Here is a 22405-nt window from a genome sequence, read left to right as displayed (position 1 = left end):
TTGAATTGTCCGCTGTCAGGCTAATCTGCGCCGTGCGGTGTTGCTGCAGCGGCAGCCGACGCCATAGCCTGGGGCGGATCGGACCGCGAGCCGGGCTTGGCGCTGTGGCGGATTGGACGGGATGGCCGAATTGACCGGCGCTAGGACAGCAGAGCTCGCCGGAATGGACATCTTCGCGGGATGTCCGGCCGACGACCTGCTGCCGCTGGCTGCCCGGCTGGCTCCGCTGCGTGCCGCGGCCGGCCAGGTTCTGATGCGGCAGGGTGAGCAGGCGGTGTCGTTCCTGCTCATCTCGTCGGGTAGTGCCGAGGTCATCCATGTCGGCGACGACGGTGCGGTGATCGTCGAGCAGGCGCTGCCGGGCATGATCGTCGGGGAAATCGCCTTGTTGCGTGACATCCCGCGAACCGCGACGGTCACCACCGTCGAGCCGCTGACCGGTTGGATCGGGGGCACCGACGCCCTGGACCGGATGGTCAACATCCCCGGGATCATGGATCGGCTGGTGCGCACGGTCCGCCAGCGTCTGGCCGCGTTCATCACCCCCGTCCCGGTACGGATTCGCGACGGAACCCAACTGCTGCTGCGCCCGGTGCTGCCCGGCGACAGCGAACGCACCGTACACGGGCACATCCACTTCTCCAGCGAGACGATCTATCGGCGGTTCATGTCGGCCCGGGTTCCCGACGCGGCGATGATGCACTACCTGTCCGAGGTGGACTACGTCGACCACTTCGTGTGGGTGATGATCGACGGCATCGACCCCGTGGCCGACGCGCGTTTCATCCGTGACGAACATGATCCGACGGTCGCCGAAATCGCGTTTACCGTCGCCGACGCCTATCAGGGCAGGGGGATCGGCAGCTTTCTGATCGGCGCACTGTCCGTCGCTGCCCGCGTCGGCGGCGTCGAGAGGTTTTCCGCGCGGATGCTTTCGGACAACGTGCCGATGCGCACCATCATGGACCGCCACGGCGCGATCTGGCAGCGCGAGGACATCGGGGTCATCACCACGGTCATCGACGTGCCCGGCCCGCGCGCTCTGGACTTCGGGCGCGAAATGGCCGAGCAGATCAGGCGAGTGGCCCGCCAGGTGATCGAGGCCGTGAGCTGAGGGCCGGCGACCATGCGGCCGTTGTGGATTGGCGTGATGGCGACGGCGTTGGCGGCTGCATGTGCGCAATCGCCGGCGCCGGTGACTGCGCCGACCCATACCTCGCCGTCGGCTCATCCCACCACCGTCAACCCGGCCAATATCAAAAGAATCAGCCGTGAGCTGCCGCCCGGTTACGAAGTGACCAGGGACATTCCCGCGGGCGCGTCACCGCGACTGGTTTTCGGTCTTGGTGCCAACGCGACCGCCCAGCCCGCACCATGCGCGACCCTCGCCGACCCCGGCCACGGCCGCGACCAGTCCGCGCAGGGGGTGTCCGGGTCGGGGGAGGGCGGCATTGTCGGCGCCGTCGTGGTGGCCGTGCGGCCGCGGCCGGTGGCGCCGGGAAGCGACGTGGTTGCCGGCTGCGCGCAGTGGACGATGTCGGACGGACACACCAGCGCGGCCATCCGTCTCATCGACCCGCCGCATATCGACGGCGCGCCAACTCTGGCCATGGTGGCCGACGTCCGCACATCCGTGGAGTCCGGCACCGAAATCGATTCGCGCACCTACACGTTCATCGCCTACCTGGGCGACTACTACGCGTTCACCACGCTGACCACCGACCCCGGGTCCATGCTTCCGCCGCTGCCACCGCGGTTCGCCGCCGATCTGCTGGTCAAAACGGTGTCGACGTTACGCGGCTGAGCAACCGCGTTGGGTAGGGTGGCCACGATGTCGAAGGTGGTGCTGGCGCTGGTAGCGGTGTGCCTGCTCGTCGGTTGTTCGCCGGGCGCCTCCCAGTCGCCGAAGGCCGACATCGCCAAGGTCATCGACGTCAAGGCCAGCTTCGGACCGGGGTTCACGGTCAACGACGTCCCGCCGAGGGCAATCGATCCACAGTTCTTCGCGGCCCGCAAGCTGCCCGACGGCCTGAGTTTCGATCCGGCGAACTGCGCGAAAGCGGCTCTGGGCCCCCAGATGCCTTCCGGTGTGCAGGGCAATATGGCCGCCGTGACAGCCGAGGGCAACGGGAACCGGTTCGTGGTGATCGCGGTGGAGACCTCCCAGCAGCTACCGTTCAACGACCCGGGTAAAGAATGCGGCAGGATCGCCTTCTCCGGCGCACAGGTGCGAGGCGGCATCGAGATGGTTGCAGCGCCGCACATCGACGGCGCCCAGACGCTGGGCGTGCATCGCGTGCTTCAGGCGCTGGTCGACGGGTCGGCCCGCACCGGCGAACTTTACGACTACTCCGCGCAGTTCGGTTACTACCAGGTCAACGTGATTGCCAACCCGCTGGTGATTCCGAATCAGCCGGTTGCGCCGGTCGATGTCCAGCGTGCCCGCGACCTGCTGGTCAAGGCGGTGGCCGCGATCCGGGGTTGACAGCGGCCGCTAGCGCACGTCGCGGGGCCGGAACTGGATGCTGACCCGCGGGCCGGTCGGCGCCGTCGTCTTGGGCACCGCATGCTCCCAGGTGCGTTGACACGATCCGCCCATCACCAGCAGGTCGCCGTGCGCCAGCGGGAAGCGCAACGAGGTTCCGCCGCCGCGCGGCCGCAGCGCAAAGACCCGGGTCGCGCCGAGGCTGACGATCGCCACCATGGTGTCTTCGGTGCTGCTGCGGCCGATGGTGTCGCCGTGCCAGGCGACGCTGTCGGAGCCGTCCCGGTAGTAGCACAGCCCGACGGTGGTGAACGGCTCGCCCAGCTCACCTCCGTAGATGTCGTTGAGGCGCCGGCGAATTCGCGTGAGTTGCGGATGCGGCGGGTCCTCGACGGTCAGGTCGTGAAAACTCACCAGGCGCGGCACGTCGACCACCCGGTCGTACATCTGGCGCCGTTCGGAGCGCCACGGCACACCGGCCAGCAGCGCCGCCAGCAGGTCATCGCCACCGTGGAGCCAGCCCGCCCGGATGTCGATGAAGGCACCGTTGCCCAGTTGTCTTCGCTCGTTGTGCTCGAACAGCGAGCCCTGAACCGCGAACGCCACGCCCGCAAGTTTATCGCACACCAGTTCGAGGAGTGGGTGTGCGGCGCCTGCCGGCTGGCCACGGCTACGGTTTGATGCTGTGGGCGTCGAGTTGGGATCCAATTCCGAGGTGGGCACGCTACGGGTCGCCATCCTGCACCGCCCCGGCACCGAACTGCGCCGGCTCACCCCGCGTAACAGCGACCAGCTGCTGTTCGACGGACTGCCCTGGGTGTCGCGCGCGCAGGAGGAGCATGACGAGTTCGCCGAACTGCTGCGCTCGCGGGGGGTTACGGTGTTGCTGCTGTCCGAGTTGCTGACCGAGGCGCTGGCCAGCGGGGCCGCCCGGATGCAGGGCGTCGCCGCCGCGGTTGACGCGCGCCGGCTGGGATTGCCACTGGCGCAACAGCTTTCGGCGTATTTGCGTAGTCTCGACCCGGTTCGGCTGGCGCATGTGCTGACGGCCGGGATGACCTTCAACGAATTGCCGTCGGATATCCGGACCGACGTGTCGCTGGTGGTCCGCATGCACCAGGGCGGGGATTTTGTCATCGAGCCACTACCGAACCTGGTGTTCACCCGGGACTCGTCGATCTGGATCGGTCCGCGGGTGGTCATCCCGTCGCTGGCGCTGCGGGCGCGGGTTCGTGAGGCGTCGTTGACCGACATCATCTATGCCCATCACCCGCGCTTCACCGGGGTGCGGCGGGCCTACGAATCACGCACCGCTCCCGTCGAAGGTGGCGACGTGCTGTTGCTGGCCCCCGGCGTGGTTGCCGTCGGTGTCGGCGAGCGCACCACCCCGGCCGGCGCGGAAGCCTTGGCGCGCAGCCTGTTCGACGACGACCTTGCGCATACCGTGCTCGCGGTGCCGATCGCTCAGAAGCGTGCGCAAATGCATCTGGACACCGTGTGCACCATGGTGGACGTCGACACCGTCGTGATGTACGCCGCCGTCGTCGACACGTTGTCGGCGTTCACGATCCGGCGCTGTCCCAATGGCGCGACGATCAGCGATGCGGCCCCGTTTGTGCAGGCCGCCGCCGACGCGATGGGCATCGAGAAGCTGCGGGTCATCGGCACCGGCCTGGACCCCGTCGTCGCCGAACGCGAACAATGGGACGACGGCAACAACACGTTGGCGCTGGCGCCCGGGGTCGTCGTCGCCTACGAGCGCAACGCGCAAACCAACGCCCGGCTGGAGGCGGCGGGCATCGAAGTGCTGACCATCGCCGGCTCGGAGCTGGGCACCGGCCGGGGCGGGCCGCGCTGCATGTCCTGCCCGGCCGCGCGCGACCCGCTATAGCGTATGCGTCGCAAATCCGTGCACCGCCAGGCCGAGCAGGCCGACAATCTCGGCGGGTCGGCGCGTGGCGGGCGCCAGGGCTTTCGGGCCGATTCCGTTGAGCGCGTTATCGGTAGGACCGCGGAGATTCCGGCCCGTCGCCGTCGCTGAGCGCCATTGGCCTGCAAATCGTTGTTGCTCTTCAGCCCAGGCCGATATGGGCGGGGAGAGGCCCGCCGGTTCGCTGGCGCCCCGGCCGTTAGCAAACGGGGCTCGGCACGAACCGCAGGGCCGCGGAGACGGCGATGGGCACACGATTGCGCGAAGTGATCATTGCTCCCGCTTATCAATGGTTAGGCATTACATATTGGACCGCTGGTGTTCTCTATTGGCATGCTGCGTGTCGGGAAGAAAGCTTTATAAAGCAAATGGCTTGAGGGGAAGTTCACGATATTGACCACTGCATTCGGGACGACCGTGAGTCCTTTCTGTCGCAACGGACTGGGCAAGCGCCACAGAGAATCCACGATCAGCGCAGCGATTCCGTATCGGCGGCACGCCGCCGGGATTTCATCGCGCTACGGGTATCGGCGACATCAGCATGTACCCGCGCCATCATGCAAAGGCACCTGGCGTCCACGCGCCGAGCGTAGGAACAAAGGTCGAGCTGTGAGACTGCTAATGGGGCTACTACTAAGTGCTTTCACTACGATCGGCATCGCGGCGCCCGCACTCGCCGACGCGGGCGTTGACCTCGGTGCTCGCGATGTGGGTTTCCTCGGTGCCCTGCAGGATGCTGGCATCACGTATTCAAATCCAGGTCACGCCGTCGAGTCCGCCCATGCGATGTGCAGGAACTTGCATCACGGCGAATCAGGGCTGCAAGCCGTCCAGCAGGTGAAAATCCAGAATCCACCAATTGATTTGGACACGGCATCCCGATTCGCCGTGATAGCCGCGAAATATTATTGTCCTGAACAGCTCTACTAGGTAATAGCCGGCTGCCCCGCGCTATTGATAACGTATTCACGCCGCGGTACCGGAGCTTCAACGTCGAAAGGACCGGGCAGTCGCCGTCGTAACCGATTGCTGGCAAATTTGCGGGCATCGCCGCGGAGACATCACCGCCAGCTGGGCAGCCAGATCTCCATGTTCCAGGTCTGCTGTGAGATCGGCAGGCCGGTAAGTATCGGGAATAGCCAGGCGAAGTTGGTCACCACTAGAGCCACATAACAGCTCACCACGATCAGCCCCAGGGTGCGCCGCTCCCGGCCCTGACCGGGTTGGTAGAGGACGTCGCCGAGAATCAACGCGATGGCCATCACCAGAAACGGCGCCATGGTCGCCGCGTAGAAGAAGTACATCTGCCGGTCGATGTCGGCGAACCACGGCAGCCAGCCGGCGCAATAGCCGACCAACACCACCGCATAGCGCCAGTCCCGACGGACGAACATCCGCCAGGCGGCATACAACAGGACCGGCACCGCCAGCCACCACATAGCCGGAGTGCCGACCAGCATCTCGGCTTTGACGCACGACTGGCCACCGCAGCCCGACACGTTTTGTTGGTCGATGGCATACAGCACCGGCCGCAACGACATCGGCCAACTCCACGGCTTGGACTCCCACGGGTGGTGGTTGCCGGCCGAATTCGTCAGCGTCGCGTGGAAGTGGAATGCCTTGGCGGTGTAGTACCACAGCGAGCGAACCGCGTCGGGCAGCGGGAGGACGCTGTCCGGGCCGATCGTCTGACCTACCTGGTGGCGGTCGATCGCGGTCTCGGATGCGAACCAGCCGGCATAGCTGGCCAGGTAGACCGCGAACGGAATCAGCGCCAGCGCGTATCCGGTGGGCAACAAATCCCGCCGCAACGTCCCCAACCAGGGCCGCGGCACCTGGTACTGGCGGCGTGCCGCCACGTCGAACGCCAACGACATCGCGCCGAAGAACGCGATGAAGTACAGACCGGACCACTTGGTCGCGAAGGCCAATCCGAGCAGCACCCCGGCGCCGAACCGCCACCAGCGCACCCCCAGCCGTGGTCCCCACACCGTCTCGGCGACCCGGTTCTCGCTCAGTGCGACGTGCATGCGCTGGCGAACCTGATCGCGGTCGACAATGAGTGCGCCGAAAGCCGCGACCACGAAGAACGTCAGGAAGCCGTCCAGCAGCGCGGTGCGCGCGGCGACAAAGCTGACTCCGTCACAGATCAGCAGCACGCCGGCGATGCCCCCGACCAGGGTCGACCGGGTGATCCGCCGGACGATCCGGGTCACGAGCGCCACCAGGATGACGCCCAGCACCGCGCCGCTGAACCGCCACCCGAACCCGGTGTAACCGAACAGGGCCTCGCCGATCGCGATCATCTGCTTGCCGACCGGAGGATGGACGACCAGGCCGAAGCCGGGATTGTCTTCGACGCCGTGGTTGTGCAGCACCTGCCAGGCCTGGGGGGCGTAGTGCTTCTCGTCGAAGATCGGAGTGCCGGCATCGGTCGGCGAGCCGAGGTTCAAAAACCGGGTCACCGCGGCGAGCAGCGTAATCACGGCGGTGACAATCCAGCCGCGCATCCGGTCTACCGGTCCGAAATCGGCGATCGGTACCAGCGGCCCGGGGCTGATGACGGGTGCCGCACGCTCCTCGGCCAGGCCGGAAGTTTGTTGGGGCGGGGCGGTCATCAGCTCGATCGTAGGCTGTCCGTCATGAGTTCCGGCCGCCTGTTGCTCGGCGCCACTCCGTTGGGCCAGCCCGCGGATGCGTCGCCACGCCTGATCGACGCGTTGGCCGGAGCCGATGTGGTGGCGGCCGAGGACACCCGCCGGGTGAAAACTTTGGCCAGGGCGCTTGATGTCGAGATCAGCGGGCGGGTGGTGAGCCTGTTCGACCGGGTCGAGGCGTTGCGGGTGACGGCGCTGGTTGACGCGATGCAAGCCGGCGCCACGGTGCTGGTGGTCAGCGACGCGGGATTGCCGGTGATCAACGATCCGGGATATCGACTGGTCGCGGCCTGTATCGATGCCGGGATCACGGTGACCTGCCTGCCCGGGCCGTCGGCGGTGACAACCGCGCTCGTGGTGTCCGGTCTGCCGTCGGACAAGTTCTGCTTCGAAGGGTTCGCCCCGCGCAAGGGTGCGGCGCGGCGGGCGTGGCTGGCCTCGCTGGCCGACGAGCAGCGCACCTGCGTGTTCTTCGAATCCCCACGACGGCTGGCCGCATGTCTGCGCGATGCTGTCGAACAGCTTGGCGGGGCGCGTCCGGCCGCGGTCTGCCGGGAGCTGACCAAGGTGCATGAGGAAGTGGTGCGTGGATCGCTCGACGAGTTGGCGGACTGGGCTACCGGCGGGGTGCTTGGCGAGATCACCGTGGTACTCGCCGGCGCCGGCGCGACCCCGACCGCCGACCTGCAGTCGCTGGTCGAGGAGGTCGAGCACCTGGTCGCGGCCGGCATCCGCGTCAAGGACGCCTGCAGCGAGGTGGCCGCGGCACATCAGGGCGTGCGCTCACGTCAGCTCTACGATGCGGTCCTGCTGGCCCGCCGCGAAACCGATGCGGCGCCCTAGAAAGACTTTGCGACCGGTAGTCCCGGTCCGGGTCAGGGTGTGCAGGAACTCCCGATGGGACCGATTGTCGGGGTGCACAACTGCGGGTGCGGGGGAATGGGGGGCCCCTGGATGGTCGGGAGCTGGGGTGGCGGGGGCAGCGCCGGAGCCGGCAGCGCCGGCAGACCGCCCGGCAGCGCCGGCAGCCCGCCCGGCAACGCCGGCAGCCCACCCGGCAGCGCCGGCAGACCGCCGGCGGTCAGTGCGGGCAGTGCCGCGGCCAGCATCGCCGGGTCAACCGCCGGAAGGCCGCCCGGTAGACCTGCCGCCAGCGCCGGCAACGCCGCGGCCAGCATCGCTGGATCCACGCCCGGCAGCGCCGGCAGACCGGCCTGCAGCCCGGGCAGAGCGGACGCCAGCTGTGGCAAGCCACCGGCCGCCAGGGCCACCACATCGGTGGGCGACACTCCGGGCAGACCGGGCAGTCCGGCGGCCGCCAGCCCCAGCAGATTGGTCGGCGACACTCCCGGCAGACTCGGCAAGCTCAGGTTTGGCAGACCGCCCACCCCCGCCAACGCGATCAGGCCCGCCGGCGATACCCCCGACAGAGCCGGTAGGCCCGGCAGACTCAACGTCGGCAAACCGACCGAGGGTAGACCCGACGGGAACAGCATGGAGCCGATTGTGTTGGCGGTGGAGTTGAGTTGCGGCAGGATGCCCGAGGACTGCAAGGCGTTGTAGGCAAGGACCACATACGTGACCGCCAGCGCGCTGGACGTCGTGACGCCGGCGATGGTGCCGCCAATCCCCAGGACGCCGTTCACGACCGAGGTGGCCGTTCCGACCGCGGCAGGTCCGTTGGCCAGGTTCGGCACCCCGGGCAGGCCGAGGCCGGGGACTCCGAGGTACGGCGTGCCGATGTAAGGCGTGCCGATGTCAGGCAGGCCGGGTCCCGCCGGAAGCGCCGCGTCGGGCAGGGGAGGGGCGGCCGGCAGCGCGGCCGGACCCAAGTCGGTGACACCGGGCAGTCCCGGTCCCGAGGCCACTCCGGGTACCGCGCGGGCAGCCTCCGGCGCGGCGCGCGGCGCCAATACGGGGGTCAGCGCATCCGTCGGTAACTGTGCCGGCGCCGGCGCTGCCTGTGCGGGTTTGCCCGGCTGCGCACTGGTGCCGGGCATCAGCACGGAGGCCAGGCGGTCGCATTGCTGGCCGGCGGTACACGTCCCTTGGTTCGGGGTGCGCATCGGCCCGCTCATCGTCAGCGGCGCAACCGCCAGCGTTCCCCCCACCATGGCCGCGGCCGCAACGCCGACGACACCGACTCTCATGACGGACCCCTCTCGCATTCGACCACGCGATACACGCGGGTCGCCGATTAGGAGCTTAGGCGCACCAGGCGTGCCATGTGGGCGTTACGCGAAATTCCGCCGAGCCGCACCTCGCCACAGTTTGCTGACTAGCCGACCCGGGTGGCGGTCGCCGGGACCGCCATCCCGACGATGGGTGCGGCCTTGTGCAGGCATTCCTGCCACTCGGCGTCGGGGTCGGAGTCCGCGGTGATCCCGCCGCCAACGCCCAGGACGGCGTTGCCCGCGGCATCGAATTCGACGGTGCGAATCGCAACGTTGAGTTCGGAACCGGCGATTGGTGATGCGAAACCAACTGTGCCGCAATATATTCCGCGACGATGCTGCTCCCACTGTGAAATCAGTTGGCGGGCCCGTAGTTTGGGCGTTCCAGTAACCGACGCCGGCGGGAAGGCGGCGTCCAGCAGCGCCGACATCGGCAAGTCGGCCGGAACCTGGGCCGCCACGGTGGACACCAGGTGCCATACGCCCGGCGCGCGGCGCACCACCAGTAGCTCGGGCACGGTGACCGTGCCGGTAATGGCCACTCGGCCAAGGTCGTTGCGGACCAAGTCCACGATCATGATGTTCTCGGCCACTTCTTTGGGTGATGCCCGCAGCGCCGACGGCCAGGCCTCCAGTGGCAGCGTGCCCTTGATCGGGCTGGACGCCACGCCGGTGCCGTGGCGCCGCAGGAAAAGTTCCGGGGATAGCGATGCCACCGCGCCCCACGGGCCGCCGACATACGCTGCTCGGGACGGGGAGGTGCCGGCGGCGTCAACGAAGTCGATGAAGAAGTCCAGCGCGGACCCGCTGACGGTCCCGGTGAACTGCGTGCACACGCAGGCTTGGTAGACCTCGCCGGCGGTGATCGCCGCCAGGCAGGCCAGCACGCCGCCGCGATGAGCTTCCCGGTCGGCCGCTGCCCAGTCGATCCGGCAGGTGCCCGGCACCGGCCGGCCGGCGGGCGCCGGTGTCGTGGCCAGGGCGCTGACCAGCCAGTCCGGCATGGGTGCGTCCGACAGGCTCTCGTACCACCAGTGGCCGTCGCGGTCGCGGCGCAGCACGCAATCGGTCCAGCCACCGGCGGCTTCGGGGATCCGGCTTCCCCGCCCGTCCGCGCCGGGATCGGGGTAAGACAAGTAGCCGACCCAGCCGCCGCCCACCGCGCCCGAGACGGGTGCCACCGGTTCACCGGGGGCCTCCCGGACCGGAAACGCGTCGCCGCGGTCCACCGGCCGCACCGACACACTCGGGGCGATCACCGCCAGCGCGCCGAACCACTCGCCGGTCAACGCGGCCGGCGGCGCCAAGCCCAGCCGGACGGTGGCACGAGCGACAGCGCGTAGCACCTGCGGTGCTCCGCCGAGGTCGCCGAGCCGATCGATTCGCACCGCCCTAGCTTGACAGAGTGGGGGATATCCGCGCGCCGGGAGTTGCGATCAGCCGCGGCTGATCTCCCGCGGGCTGGCCAACGCCGTCAGCTTCTCGGGATTGCGCATCACGTAGAAGTTGGTGATCTTGTCGTCGACGATCTCCAGCGTGATCACGCCCTCCAGGTGCTCGCCCAGGTAGAACAACACCGCCGGGGCGCTGTTGCAGGTTGCAATCTCGACCCGCAACAGCGCTCCCGCCTTGCGCATCAGTCCGGTGATGGCCCTGGCCACCCGCTCGGCGCCGACCACCGGCCTGCGTGCCGCAGACACCTTGCCGCCGCTGTCGGCCATCCAGGCGGCATCCGGAGCGAGCATCGCCATCAGCGCCTCCACGTCGCCGCTGGTGGCCGTCTCCAGGAACTGTGCGGTGATCTGGGCGTGGCGCTGCGGGTCGACCGGCCGCGCGCCGTATCGCTTGCGCCGCGCCTGCACGTGTTCGCGAGCGCGGTGGGCGATCTGGCGCACCGCCGGCCCGGACTTGCCCACCGCGTCGGCGATCTCGGCGTAGTCGAATCCGAAGACTTCGCGCAACACGAACACCGCCCGTTCGTCGGGGCTCAGCGTCTCCAGCAAGACCAGCATCGCCATCGACACCGATTCGGCCAGCACGACGTCGGCAGCCGGGTCCTGTTCGTCGAGCAGCAGTGGCTCCGGCAGCCACGGCCCCACGTATTCCTCGCGGCGGCGGGCGCCGGCCCGCAAGGCGTTGAGCGCCTGGCGAGTGACCAGCTGAGCCAGGTAGGACTTGGTGTCCCGCACCGTCTCCAGGTCGACGCCGGCCCAGCGCACATAGCTGTCCTGCAGCACGTCCTCGGATTCGGTTGCCGAGCCGAGGATTTCGTAGGCGATGGTGAACAGCATCGGCCGCAGCAGGGTGAACCGTTGGGCGTGCTCGCCGGGTGACTGTGTCATCGGGGGGGTCATCGGGGGGGTCATCGGGGGGTCATCGGGACTTCACCGCAGCCTGCTGCTCGGCCGGTAGCTGTGCGGCCCGCTTGCCGCCTTTGAACCAGAAGTACGAGCCGGGTTTGGCGGCTTCGTGCCGGATGGACCACACCGTGCCCTTGCAGATCGCTTCCTTGATCGCGGCGCCGGTTCGGCCCCCCACGGCCACGTTGACCGGAGTGTCGTCGGAGCGCGACAGCTGCACGGTGCCATGGGAGCGGCCGAGGCTGATGCATTGCCCGACGAACGCCTGGCTGAGCATCGCCGGGGTTTCGCCCGCGATCCTGCTGAGCACGGTATTGGCGGCCTGGGCCCCTAGCGGCCCGGCCGCCTGGCAGCTCATCCGCAGCGGCTGGCCCGATGGTGCGGCGCAATCGCCCGCGGCGACGATTCGTTCGTCGTCGGCGCTGGTCAGTGTTTCGTCGGTGAGCAGCCGGCCCAGAGCGTCGGTGCGAAGCCCGCTGCGCGCGGCCAGATCCGGCACCTCGAATCCGGCGGTCCACACCGTGACCGCGCTGGTCAGCACGGTGTGGTCACTGAGCACCACGGCATCCCAGCGCACCTGGCTGACCGCGACCGATTCGAGCACCGCGACGCCCAGTCTGCGCAGCTGCCTGGCCACCGAACGCCGGCCCCGCTTGCTCAGCGACGGCCCCAATGGGCCGCCGCAGACCAGCGTCACCGGGCGGCCCTGCTCGGCAAGCTCCGAGGCGGCTTCGATGCCGGTCAACCCGCCGCCCACCACGACGACGGGAGCGGCGGCGGGCAGGTCCATCAGGATGTGCCGCAGCCGGGTCGCGCCGTCCAGATCGGCGAGTGAGTATGCGAATTCAGCAGCTCCGGGAACCGCCGGCGTGGCTCCGGTGCTGCCCACGGCATAGATGAGGTAGTCGTACTCCAGTTGGGCACCTGAAGCCAGCCGCAACCTGCGGTCGGCGGAGTCGATGCGGTCGACGGTGTCGACGATCAGCTCGATGCCCTCGCCCAGCAACGTGCCGTACTCGACGGTGGCGGTGCCGCTGCCCGCCGCCAGCTGGTGCAGCCGGATCCGTTCGACGAACACCGGGCGTGAGTTCACCACCGTGATGTCGATGTCGGCGTTGAGGCGCAGGTGGTTGGCGGCCACCGTGCCGGCGTAGCCGCCGCCGACGACGACGACGTGAGTACGTGGGCCAGTCAATGGGGTCGGCTCAAACATTGGGAGTCTCCTGTTCTTCATTGTGGCGGGATCATCCGGGATCACCGATGACTGCTGCACTGGAGACACCACAGACCAGCCTGCTGTGACAGCCGTGATGGAGATTGTGAGCCGGTTCACTTTCCCGACTTTTCCAGGACCGGACGTTGGGCGCTGAATTTTGGCCCTCGACAAGTCGAGACATGTCGAGGCGCCGGAATCGAGGTCGGCGCTTACACATTGGAGCGATGCGAGTGCTGAATTCCGGGCGGGCGAAATGGGGCGCCGTGCTAGGCTGTCGCAACGAAAATGGACTGAATTCCCAGGTGAACCCGGTAGACAACCAGGCAGACCAGGGCCCCTCCAATGCGCAGCGGCGAGCATTCGACAGGAGCGACCCCTAAGACCGTCCGTCGACCGAGTAGTCGCCCACATTGGACACGTGCACACATCGGAGGGGATCCCTTGCCGCGCAGCTTGGACCTCGTCGTCACCTCCGTAGCCACCCAGCTGATGGAGGCGACCGCATCCACCGCAACGCAGGTGAGCCAGCGGGTGCTCGCTCAACTGGTCGAGCAGTTCGATGTGGACGCCAGCTTCTTGCGGCACCACGACCACGAGATTCGCGCCTCGGTCCTGGTTGCGGAGTGGCCGCCGCGGCGTGACGTTGCGGACCCGGACCCGGAGGGCGTCGTCCACTTCACCAGCGCCGACCCGGTGCTCACCCAGTGCGAGCACGGTAGGAAGCCGGTTGTCATCCGGCCGCACCGAAACAACCGGTTCTTCCGGCGCTGGCTGGGCGGCTCCATAGCAGCGGCGTCGCCATCGGTGGCTGCGGCTCCGCTGGTCTCGGGGCAGGCGACCACCGGCGTGCTCGGCTTCGTGAAGTTCGGCGCCAGGAAGTGGAGGCATGAAGAGATCAACACGCTCGAGGCCGTCGCCGCGTTGTTCGCACAGCTGCAGGCGCGGATCGCCGCCGAGGAGAAATTGCGCTACCTGGCCGAGCACGACGATCTGACCGGCCTGCATAACCGCCGCGCGCTGCTGGCGCATCTGTCGGAACGGCTTGCGGCGGGTACACCCGGGCCCGTCGCCGTGCTGTACTTGGATCTGGACCGGCTGAAGTCGATCAACGACTATCTGGGCCACAACGCCGGCGACTGGTTCATCCGCCTCTTTGCTCAGCGCCTTCGCGGGTGCGTCGGCGGTCAAAGCATGATCGCCCGACTGGGCGGCGACGAATTCGTGGTGATCCCCGATCAGGCGATGTCCAAAGGAGCCGCCGAATCGTTCGCCCGCCGGCTTTCTTCAATGCTGCGGGAACGGCTGGCAATCGGCGGCCATCAGATCACCCGGACGGTGAGCATCGGTCTGGCCGTGGGCATGCCTGGCCGCGACGACGGCACCGATCTGCTGCGCCGGGCCGACGAGGCGGTGCTGACCGCCAAACGCGCCGGTGGCAACCAGGTGGCGCTGGCTACCGACGACATGTCGCTCAAGAGCGCGTTCCGCAACGACATCGAGCTGCATCTGCAAGGCGATATCGACAGCGATGCGCTGGTGCTGCACTACCTGCCGGAGGTCGACTTGTGGACCGGCGCGGTCGTGGCGGCCGAGGCGCTGGTTCGCTGGCGCCACCCCATTTGGGGGTTGCTGCTGCCGGACTCGTTCATCGGGGTGGCCGAGTCCACCAACCTCGCCGGCGAACTCGGCCGATGTGTGATGCGCAGCGCGTGTGCCGAATTCAGCCGGTGGCGCAAGAACGGCGTGGGGCAGAGCGCGGTGTTGCGCATCAATGTTTCGCCGGTCCAGCTGATAACCCGCGGCTTTGTGCGCAGTGTGGCCGACACCATCGAGGAGTTCGGCATCGACGGCGGATCGGTGTGCCTGGAAATCACCGAACGTGCCGTCGTGCACGACATCGAGGCGACGCGAAAGACGTTGTCAGAGCTCAAGGACGTCGGTGTGCAGGTGGCCATCGACGATTTCGGCACCGGTTACGCCGTGTTGTCGCATCTGAAGTCGCTTCCCGTCGACATGCTCAAGATCGACACCGGCTTCGTCCGCGACCTGGGCACCAACGCCGGCGACCTGGCGATCGTTCGCGCCATTATCGGCCTCGCCGAGGCGTTCGGACTGCAAGTGGTCGCCGAGGGTGTCGAAACCCCTGCGGCCGCGCTGACTTTGATGCAGCACGGTTGCCACCGGGCGCAGGGATTCCTGTTGTCGCGCCCCGTCCCGGGCAACGCCATGGAGGCGTTGCTGTCCGCTCGCTGGATGCCGATGCCGTTCCTCGCCGACCGCGAGGCACTGACGCTCGGCGCAATCTAGCTCAAATGTGAAAATGGTTCGAGCAATTAGAAAATCATCGATCGTTGCCGCGTGCGCCGTCTTGCTGCCGGGTGGGGCGCTCACCGGATGCAGCAGCCACCAACCCGACAACAGCCCGCTGACCGCGATGGTCAGTCCGGCCATACCGTCGACGGTCCAGGAGATACCCAACCCGTTACGCGGCCAGTACGAAGACCTCTTGGAACCGCTTTTCCCGCAACGCGATCCGGCCCAGCAGCGGTATCCGGCGTGGCCAGCGTCCTACGACGCCAGCCTGCGGGTCTCGTGGCGTCAGTTGCAGCCCACCGACCCGGCTACGCTGCCGCCGGATGCCCCCGACGAGCGCAAGTACGACTTCAGCGTGATCGACGACGCGCTGAGCCGGCTCGCCGAGCGGCGCATGCGGATGACGCTTCGGGTGTACGCCTACAACTCCTGCTGCAATGCGTCGTATCCCAACAACACCAACATCGCGATTCCCGACTGGGAACGCGCCCGGCCGGGCACCAACACGACTTATCCCGGGCCGGCCAACGGTGCCGCGGCGGGAGTGCTGCAGGTGGTGCCGAACTTCAACGATCCGACCTATCTCAACGACTTCGTACAACTACTGGCGGCACTGGGTCGCCGCTACGACGGCGACGAGCGACTCAGCGTTTTCGAGTTCTCCGGGTATGGGGATTTCAGCGAAAACCACATCGCCTACCTGCGCGACTCGCTCAACGCCGCCGGTCCGGCGCCCGAGGACAGCGTTGCGGCATTGGGGTATTACAGCCAGTTCCGTGATCAGAACATCACCAAGGCGTCCATCCAGCGCCTGGTCGAGGCCAACGTCAGCGCATTTCCCCGCACCCAACTGGTGACCAGCGCAGCCAACCCGGAGATCATCCGGGAACTGCTCGCCGACGACGTCACCAAGAAGCTCGCCGCGCCGGTGGGAATGCGCTCGGACTGCCTGGGCGTCTATGCGCCCATGCCGGCGTGGGCCGACGGCAGCGCCGCCCACTACGTGCAGACCAACGATCCGGTTGTCGCCGCATTGCGCAAGCGGCTGTCGACGGCTCTGGTGATCACCGAATGGTGCCAGCTGCCCAGCGGAACAACGCGGCAGGCTTACTACGAGAAGGGCCTGCGCGACATCATGAGATATCACGTCTCGATGACCTCGAGCATCAACTTCCCGGACGACGATGCGACCTCGCCGATGGACCCCAAGCTGTATGTGCTGTGGGCGCAGGCCAATGCGACGGCGGGCTACCGGTACTCGGTGGAGGCCAAGCCCGGGTCGCAGGGGTTGAGCAAGGACGGCAAAGTCGCGACGATCTCGGTTGTCTGGACCAATTACGGCTCCGCGGCCGCGACCGAGAAATGGGTCCCCGGTTACCGATTGGTAGATTTCACCGGACAGACGGTTCGGACGTTGCCCGCAAGCGTGAATCTGAAGTCCCTGGTCCCGGAGGCGCCCGGGGACCGCACCGCCCAGCAGCCCATACCGGCGTCGGCCTCCGAGACGGTTCGCGTCGAGCTGGCCGACTTGCCGGCGGGGCATTACACGTTGCGGGCGTCGGTGGATTGGCAACAGCACAAGCCGAACGGTGCGCATGTGGTCAATTACCCGCCGATGCAGTTGGCCCGCGACGGCCGTGACGATTCCGGCTTTTATCCCGTCGCGACGCTCGACATTCCGCGCGACGTGCAGACCGCAACGAACGGCGCGTGAGGCGGCTTGGCAGGCCGAAGTCCGGCCTTGGGCATACCACTCGCATGGAAATATCCATTAGCCGTACCGGCAGTATTTCGCTTGGCGGATAGTGCTGCCCCGCGTGAAGCGTCGCAGCGAGAAACCGGGCTGATACCCTCGAAATCGGCGTCAATGCAACCTGAGGCACAGCCGGTAAGCAATCACGAGATGACCATCTGGCTTCCCCGCTCGAGGAGGGCATCGCGAAGGTGACGGCGGTCGTCCTGCCCGGTGGTTCCGGTTTCGGAACCGCTCGAGACAGCCTGGAAACAGACGCCATCCATGCGCAGCGCGACCGTCAGCGGCGGCCGGCATGAATTCTTCGGCTCAGACCACGACCGACTCGACGAGCGGGCGAGCGGACACCACGCGCCAACAGATTCTGCAGGCCGCCGCGCATCAGTTCGCCCGGCGCGCGTACCACGACGTCGGGCTCGACGACATCCTCGCGGCGGCCCAGCTCACCAAGGGTGCGATGTATTTCCACTTCCGGTCCAAGCACGCGCTGGCGGTGGCCATCATCGAGCAACACACCGCCGCCGGCCGGGGTGTCGTCGAGGAGCTGCTGGCCAGGCAGCTTTCCGGCCTGGAGACGCTGGTCGACTTCGTTTATCTGATCGCCGTCCGCGACATCAGTCAGGACATGGACAGGGCGGCCTCGAATCTGCTCGGCTCGGTCGGCCGAACGGAAGGCCTGCAGACGAAATTGTTGGACGGCTGGATCGAAGCCCTGGCGAGTGTGGTGCGGCGGGCGATCGTCGAAGGTGACGTGGCCGAAGGATGCGACCCGCAAGACGTTGGCCGCCTCATCGTGTCGATCTACATGGGTTTGCGGCAGGCCAGCGACCTGGATGCGCCGGAGCGGTTTCTTCGCGATCTGGAAAAGAGCTGGTTGCTGGTGCTGAGGGGCATCGCCCAGCCGGACAGAGTGGACTACTTCACGCAATTCATCGCGCGGCGGACCGTGCTGGCCATCCGCTCGGCAACGGCGCTGGTGGCACCCGATTGACAAAGTTCAGAGCCATGGCGGCTGTTAAGGCCCGCCCGCTGACTAGGAAAGTACGAGATGCGGAGGTCCGGAGCCCGATCGGATCCGCCGCACTGGCGGAGGTACGAGTGCGATGGCACGCCAGGTTCGATCCGAGATAACCCGGCGAAAGATCCTCGATGCCGCCGTCGACGTCTTCGGCGAGGCCGGATACGCGGCCGCCGGGTGGGGCACGATCATCGATCGGACGGGCATGACCAAAGGTGCCCTGTATCACCACTTTGATTCCAAGGAAGCGCTGGCGTCGGCGATTATCGAGGAAGGGTCCGAAGCGCTTCTCGGCGCATTTCGCAACGTTTGCGGGTCGGCGTCACCCGCCCTGGAGAATATGATTCACGGCACCTTCGCCGTCGCGCACCTGCTCAGCGTCGACAAGGTGGCCCGCGCGGCCGAGCAGCTAACCGCCGTCCTTGCCGGATTCAACGCCGCGGCTGCGCATTTCTTCAGCGCGGGAGTCGGCGAGATGGCCGAGCAGGCCCGGCGGGCAATTGCCGAAGGCGATCTCCGGGACGACGTCGACCCCGAACTGGTCAGCGAGTCGATTGTCGGCGCGACGTTCGGGATGCGGCTGCAAGCCAATGCGTTATCCGGACCCGGCGCCAACGGGTACGGGGTCGAGAGCCCCGCCGAGCGATTGGGTCAACTGTGGGGACTTCTGCTACCTGGCATGACGGTTGAAACGTCGCTGCCCTACTTCCGGGAATTCCTTGCTCGCGAGGCGATGCGTAGCCGCCAGTGATCGCGGCCGTGCGCGGTGAAGTCCGCCGCCAGCGGTCGTGGCAACACCGCGGACAGTCAGCGCTCCTCTTCCCACAGTTGTTCGGTCAGATCCTGAAACACCGCGAGAGCAAAATTGTCGTCTGCACGTCGCACGGCCGACCTGCTCATCAGCGCTCGCACCACCGAGCCGTCCTTGTGGGCCAACTCGACGACCATGTTGGCCAGTGCATGCACGAATGACAGCGTCGACGATGCCGAGTCCGGGCACTGATGGAAGATCTCGTGGAACCGCAGCGACAGCACCTCGTCCGGGTCACGGCCCACCATCTGGGCGAATGCCGTGTTGGTGAACAGGATGCTGCCGTCATCTCCGGTGGCGAGTACGGGGACCGGAATCCGCTCCAGAACGACCAGCGCAGGCAACTGCTGCAAGGCGATCATCGGCGATTGACTTGCCTGCCGGTTCCGTCGGCGCTCCACAGCCCCTGATTATTGCCTATGACAGCGAGTTGGCCGGGCGGTTTCCGGTAAGTCGGAGTTCGCTGCGGGTTCGCGACAGGTGCCCCTGCATTTCGTTGCGAGGCACCGGGCGACAGGGGGTCGTTGACGACGCCGCCGCGGCGGCCACCGCAGCGAGCGGCAACGAATTGCTTGTAGCGCAAAGCAACTATGACCTCGTGCCGAGATGTCCGGTTCCTCACGAAGGGCGTGGGATCGGGGTGTCCGGCGTTCGGCTGGTTTCCGCCTGGACTTTGCTGTAGCGCTCGTTCCCGTCACTCGACTTCGGTGCTTGATGCTCGTCTCGTTCCCGTCACTCGCTGCGCTGGATTGTTCGTCTCGTTCCCGTCACTCGCTGCGCTGGATTGTTCGTCTCGTTCCCGTCACTCGCTGCGCTCGTTCCGCTCACTCGACTTCACGGGCTCGTTCCGCTCACTCGACTTCGGTGCCTGATGCTCGTCTCGTTCCCGTCACTCGACTTCGGTGCTTGATGCTCGTCTCGTTCCCGTCACTCGCTGCGCTGGATTGTTCGTCTCGTTCCCGTCACTCGCTGCGCTCGTTCCGCTCACTCGACTTCACGGGCTCGTTCCGCTCACTCGACTTCGGTGCCTGATGCTCGTCTCGTTCCCGTCACTCGCTGCGCTGGATTGTTCGTCTCGTTCCCGTCACTCGCTGCGCTCGTTCCGCTCACTCGACTTCACGGGCTCGTTCCGCTCACTCGACTTCGGTGCCTGATGCTCGTCTCGTTCCCGTCACTCGACTTCGGAAGGCGGCTGGTAACGCGGGAAAACCCCTGTGGGCGGCGGCAGTTGGGTCCCCGGCGCGAGCCGGGTGCCCACTGCGCTGAACGCCCGCCGGTCGTCGGGTTGGCCGAGCAGGTCCAGCATCTTGGCAGCGGACTCCGGCATGACGGGCTGCACCAATAGCGCTGCGATGCGAACCACCTCGCAGGTGGTGTAGAGCGTGGTGCGAAACCTCGCCTGGTCGGCCTCGGACTCGCTCTTGCGCAGCACCCACGGCTGCTGTGTCGAAAAGTACTTGTTGGCGTCGCCGAGCATCAGCCAGATCGCCTCCAGCGCCAGATGCATTGCCTGACGGTCGAAGTGGGCCCGCACCCGATCCAACAACCCGTCAGCCGTCGCCAGCAACTCGGTGTCGGCATCACAGAACTCCCCGGGTTCGGGCACCACCCCGCCCAGGTTCTTGGCAACCATCGACAACGAGCGCTGGGCCAAGTTGCCGAGCTCATTGGCCAGATCGGTGTTGATCCGGGTGACGATGGCCTCGTCGCTGTAACTGCCGTCCTGCCCGAACGGCACCTCCCGCAACAGGAAGTAGCGGACCTGATCCACGCCGTATGCCTGGATCAGTGCCACCGGGTCGATAACGTTGCCCACCGACTTGCTCATCTTCTCGCCGCGATTGTGTAAGAACCCGTGGGCGAACACCTTTCGCGGTAACTCGATGCCCGCCGACATCAGGAAGGCCGGCCAGTAGACGGCGTGGAACCTGATGATGTCCTTGCCGATCATGTGCAGGTCGGCGGGCCAGTAGCGGCGGAACGACTCCGAGCCGGTATCCGGGTAGCCGGCGCCGGTCAGGTAGTTGGTCAACGCGTCCACCCAGACGTACATGACGTGGTCCGGATGCTCCGGCACAGGCACGCCCCAGTTGAACGACGTCCGCGACACCGACAGGTCTTTGAGGCCGCCGGACACGAAGCTGATCACCTCGTTACGCCGTACCTCGGGTGCGATGAAGTCGGGGTGGGCGTGGTAGTGGGCCAGCAGCTTGTCGGCGTAGGCCGACAGCCGGAAGAAGTAGGTCTGCTCCTCGGTCCAGGTCACCGGGGTGCCGGTCTCGATGGCGATCCGGGTGCCGTCGACGAGTTGGGTCTCCGACTCGACGAAAAACCGCTCGTCGCGCACCGAGTACCAGCCGGAGTAGTTGTCCAGGTAGAGATCACCGGCGGCCTCCATCCGGCGCCAGATCTCCTGCGACGCCGCGTAGTGGTCGGGGTCGGTGGTGCGGATGAACCGGTCGAAGGAGATGTTCAGCGCCTCCTGCATGCGCTGGAAGACGTCGGAATTGCGCCGGGCAAGCTGTGCGGTCGGCACGCCCGCGGCCGCGGCGGCCTGCGCCACCTTCAGGCCGTGTTCGTCGGTACCGGTCAGGAAGCGCACGTCGAAGCCGTCGAGTCGCTTGAACCGGGCGATTGCGTCGGTGGCGATGTATTCGTATGCGTGACCCACATGCGGCGCAGCGTTGGGATACGCGATCGCGGTGGTGACGTAATAGGGCTGCAATGGCTTCATTGGGATCCCACCCTATTGGGTGGTCCTATTGTGTGCGCGTGAGCACCAACCGGCCTGCCACACCGCAAGCACCGCCCGCCCCGGAGCCGTTGGCCCCGCTGATCGACGCCCATACCCACCTCGATGCGTGCGGCGCCCGCGACGCCCGGGACGTGGCTGAGGTCGTCGACCGGGCCGAGGCCGTCGGGGTGCGTGCGGTGGTCACCGTCGCCGACGACCTGGAATCGGCGCGCTGGGTGACCCGGGCAACCGAGTGGGATCCGCGGGTCTACGCTGCGGTGGCACTGCACCCCACCCGCGCCGATGCGCTCACCGACGCCGCGCGTGCCGAAATCACCGAACTCGTCGCCCATCCGCGCGTCGTTGCCGTCGGCGAGACGGGCATGGATCTGTATTGGCCGGGCCGCCTCGACGGATGCGCACAGCCCGTCGTGCAGCGCGAGGCCTTCGCGTGGCATATCGACCTGGCCAAGCGCACCGGAAAACCGTTGATGATCCACAATCGGCAGGCCGACCGTGAGGTGCTAGACGTGCTGCGGGCCGAGGGCGCACCGGACACTGTGATCTTTCACTGCTTCTCATCGGGCAGCGCGATGGCCCGCGAGTGTGTGGCCGCAGGATGGTTGCTGAGTCTTTCCGGAACTGTGACCTTCCGCAACGCCCGGGACCTCCGGGAAGCTGTTCCGCTGATACCGCTGGAGCACGTTCTGGTGGAAACCGACGCGCCGTTTCTCACCCCGCACCCCTACCGTGGCACAGCGAACGAGCCGTATTGCCTGCCCTACACCGTTCGGGCACTGGCTGAGCTGGTCGATCGCCGTCCCGAGGAAGTGGCCCAGATCACGACGAGCAATGCCGCGCGAGCATATGAACTGGGTCACACAGCTGGTGGGTGGCCCTAACACCCGGCGTGCCGGAGTTGCTCAGCTTTGATCGGTTCGTTACCGTCTTGTG

General features: G+C 67.0%; 19 protein-coding genes and 2 pseudogenes. 11 read left to right on the top strand and 10 right to left on the bottom strand.

Annotated elements, in window-relative coordinates; genetic code table 11:
* Window positions 1–112 precede the first annotated feature (112 nt).
* The 3 genes from MKAN_RS08250 to MKAN_RS08240 are packed head-to-tail and all read left to right on the top strand — an operon-like array spanning window position 113 to window position 2485.
* Entirely contained in the window at window positions 113–1114 is a 1002-nt protein-coding gene (locus MKAN_RS08250; RefSeq protein ID WP_023367145.1) for a GNAT family N-acetyltransferase, read from the top strand.
* A 12-nt stretch (window positions 1115–1126) separates the two neighbouring features.
* Window positions 1127–1804 (top strand): DUF5642 family protein, encoded by a 678-nt coding sequence (locus tag MKAN_RS08245; RefSeq protein WP_023367143.1) that lies wholly within the window; start codon window positions 1127–1129, stop codon window positions 1802–1804.
* Between the two features lie 27 nt (window positions 1805–1831).
* A complete protein-coding gene (locus MKAN_RS08240; RefSeq protein WP_036393827.1) occupies window positions 1832–2485 on the top strand; it encodes a DUF5642 family protein in 654 nt (217 codons plus the stop codon).
* A gap of 9 nt (window positions 2486–2494) precedes the next feature.
* On the opposite strand, the gene MKAN_RS08235 is transcribed toward MKAN_RS08240, so the two are convergent.
* A complete protein-coding gene (locus MKAN_RS08235) occupies window positions 2495–3091 on the bottom strand; it encodes an alpha-ketoglutarate-dependent dioxygenase AlkB (RefSeq protein ID WP_178131773.1) in 597 nt (198 codons plus the stop codon).
* Between the two features lie 79 nt (window positions 3092–3170).
* On the opposite strand from MKAN_RS08235, the gene arcA reads away from it, so the two are divergent.
* A complete protein-coding gene (arcA, locus tag MKAN_RS08230; RefSeq protein WP_023367137.1) occupies window positions 3171–4376 on the top strand; it encodes an arginine deiminase in 1206 nt (401 codons plus the stop codon).
* A gap of 648 nt (window positions 4377–5024) precedes the next feature.
* On the top strand, window positions 5025–5345 hold the full coding sequence (locus MKAN_RS08225; RefSeq protein WP_371686078.1) for a DUF732 domain-containing protein: 321 nt from the start codon (window positions 5025–5027) through the stop codon (window positions 5343–5345).
* Between the two features lie 131 nt (window positions 5346–5476).
* Here MKAN_RS08225 and MKAN_RS08220 read toward each other — a convergent pair whose 3' ends face one another.
* Window positions 5477–7033 carry a dolichyl-phosphate-mannose--protein mannosyltransferase gene (locus MKAN_RS08220; RefSeq protein ID WP_023367133.1) on the bottom strand — a complete coding sequence of 519 codons (1557 nt, stop codon included), beginning with the start codon at window positions 7031–7033 and terminating at the stop codon, window positions 5477–5479.
* 24 nt (window positions 7034–7057) lie between these two features.
* Between MKAN_RS08220 and rsmI the strand changes: the two genes are divergently transcribed.
* Complete coding sequence (gene rsmI, locus MKAN_RS08215; protein ID WP_023367131.1) at window positions 7058–7915, top strand: 16S rRNA (cytidine(1402)-2'-O)-methyltransferase; 858 nt, start codon at window positions 7058–7060, stop codon at window positions 7913–7915.
* A gap of 32 nt (window positions 7916–7947) precedes the next feature.
* On the opposite strand, the gene MKAN_RS08210 is transcribed toward rsmI, so the two are convergent.
* The 4 genes from MKAN_RS08210 to MKAN_RS08195 all read right to left on the bottom strand — a co-directional run bounded on the left by MKAN_RS08210 (window position 7948) and on the right by MKAN_RS08195 (window position 12819).
* Window positions 7948–9222 (bottom strand): hypothetical protein, encoded by a 1275-nt coding sequence (locus MKAN_RS08210; protein ID WP_051404521.1) that lies wholly within the window; start codon window positions 9220–9222, stop codon window positions 7948–7950.
* Between the two features lie 128 nt (window positions 9223–9350).
* A complete protein-coding gene (locus tag MKAN_RS08205) occupies window positions 9351–10634 on the bottom strand; it encodes an aminodeoxychorismate synthase component I (protein WP_023367129.1) in 1284 nt (427 codons plus the stop codon).
* 48 nt (window positions 10635–10682) lie between these two features.
* Complete coding sequence (locus MKAN_RS08200; RefSeq protein WP_080674043.1) at window positions 10683–11600, bottom strand: RNA polymerase sigma-70 factor; 918 nt, start codon at window positions 11598–11600, stop codon at window positions 10683–10685.
* A 19-nt stretch (window positions 11601–11619) separates the two neighbouring features.
* Entirely contained in the window at window positions 11620–12819 is a 1200-nt protein-coding gene (locus tag MKAN_RS08195; protein ID WP_023367125.1) for an NAD(P)/FAD-dependent oxidoreductase, read from the bottom strand.
* 444 nt (window positions 12820–13263) lie between these two features.
* Between MKAN_RS08195 and MKAN_RS08190 the strand changes: the two genes are divergently transcribed.
* The 4 genes from MKAN_RS08190 to MKAN_RS08175 all read left to right on the top strand — a co-directional run bounded on the left by MKAN_RS08190 (window position 13264) and on the right by MKAN_RS08175 (window position 18657).
* On the top strand, window positions 13264–15129 hold the full coding sequence (locus tag MKAN_RS08190; RefSeq protein WP_036393542.1) for a putative bifunctional diguanylate cyclase/phosphodiesterase: 1866 nt from the start codon (window positions 13264–13266) through the stop codon (window positions 15127–15129).
* A gap of 13 nt (window positions 15130–15142) precedes the next feature.
* Window positions 15143–16849, top strand: coding sequence for a hypothetical protein (locus MKAN_RS08185; protein WP_036393541.1), 1707 nt, complete (start codon window positions 15143–15145; stop codon window positions 16847–16849).
* A 334-nt stretch (window positions 16850–17183) separates the two neighbouring features.
* Window positions 17184–17879 carry a TetR/AcrR family transcriptional regulator gene (locus MKAN_RS08180; RefSeq protein ID WP_023367119.1) on the top strand — a complete coding sequence of 232 codons (696 nt, stop codon included), beginning with the start codon at window positions 17184–17186 and terminating at the stop codon, window positions 17877–17879.
* Window positions 17880–17991: 112 nt separating this feature from the next.
* Window positions 17992–18657 carry a TetR/AcrR family transcriptional regulator gene (locus tag MKAN_RS08175; RefSeq protein WP_023367117.1) on the top strand — a complete coding sequence of 222 codons (666 nt, stop codon included), beginning with the start codon at window positions 17992–17994 and terminating at the stop codon, window positions 18655–18657.
* Between the two features lie 56 nt (window positions 18658–18713).
* Here MKAN_RS08175 and MKAN_RS08170 read toward each other — a convergent pair whose 3' ends face one another.
* The 4 genes and pseudogenes from MKAN_RS08170 to metG all read right to left on the bottom strand — a co-directional run bounded on the left by MKAN_RS08170 (window position 18714) and on the right by metG (window position 21442).
* Window positions 18714–19079, bottom strand: a complete 366-nt coding sequence (locus tag MKAN_RS08170; protein ID WP_042312028.1) for a PAS sensor domain-containing protein — start codon at window positions 19077–19079, stop codon at window positions 18714–18716.
* Between the two features lie 321 nt (window positions 19080–19400).
* A pseudogene (locus tag MKAN_RS32945) lies at window positions 19401–19555 on the bottom strand (acyl-CoA carboxylase subunit epsilon); the annotation flags it as partial.
* 159 nt (window positions 19556–19714) lie between these two features.
* Window positions 19715–19837, bottom strand: a pseudogene (locus tag MKAN_RS32715) (acyl-CoA carboxylase subunit epsilon); the annotation flags it as partial.
* Between the two features lie 51 nt (window positions 19838–19888).
* A complete protein-coding gene (metG, locus tag MKAN_RS08165; protein ID WP_036393816.1) occupies window positions 19889–21442 on the bottom strand; it encodes a methionine--tRNA ligase in 1554 nt (517 codons plus the stop codon).
* Between the two features lie 41 nt (window positions 21443–21483).
* Between metG and MKAN_RS08160 the strand changes: the two genes are divergently transcribed.
* On the top strand, window positions 21484–22353 hold the full coding sequence (locus tag MKAN_RS08160) for a TatD family hydrolase (protein WP_036393534.1): 870 nt from the start codon (window positions 21484–21486) through the stop codon (window positions 22351–22353).
* The last annotated feature ends 52 nt before the right edge of the window (window positions 22354–22405 follow it).

The organism is Mycobacterium kansasii ATCC 12478 (genome assembly GCF_000157895.3).
Classification (GTDB): Bacteria; Actinomycetota; Actinomycetes; order Mycobacteriales; family Mycobacteriaceae; genus Mycobacterium; species Mycobacterium kansasii.
Note: the sequence above shows the minus strand (reverse complement) of the source record. Positions and strands in the feature narration are given on the sequence as shown.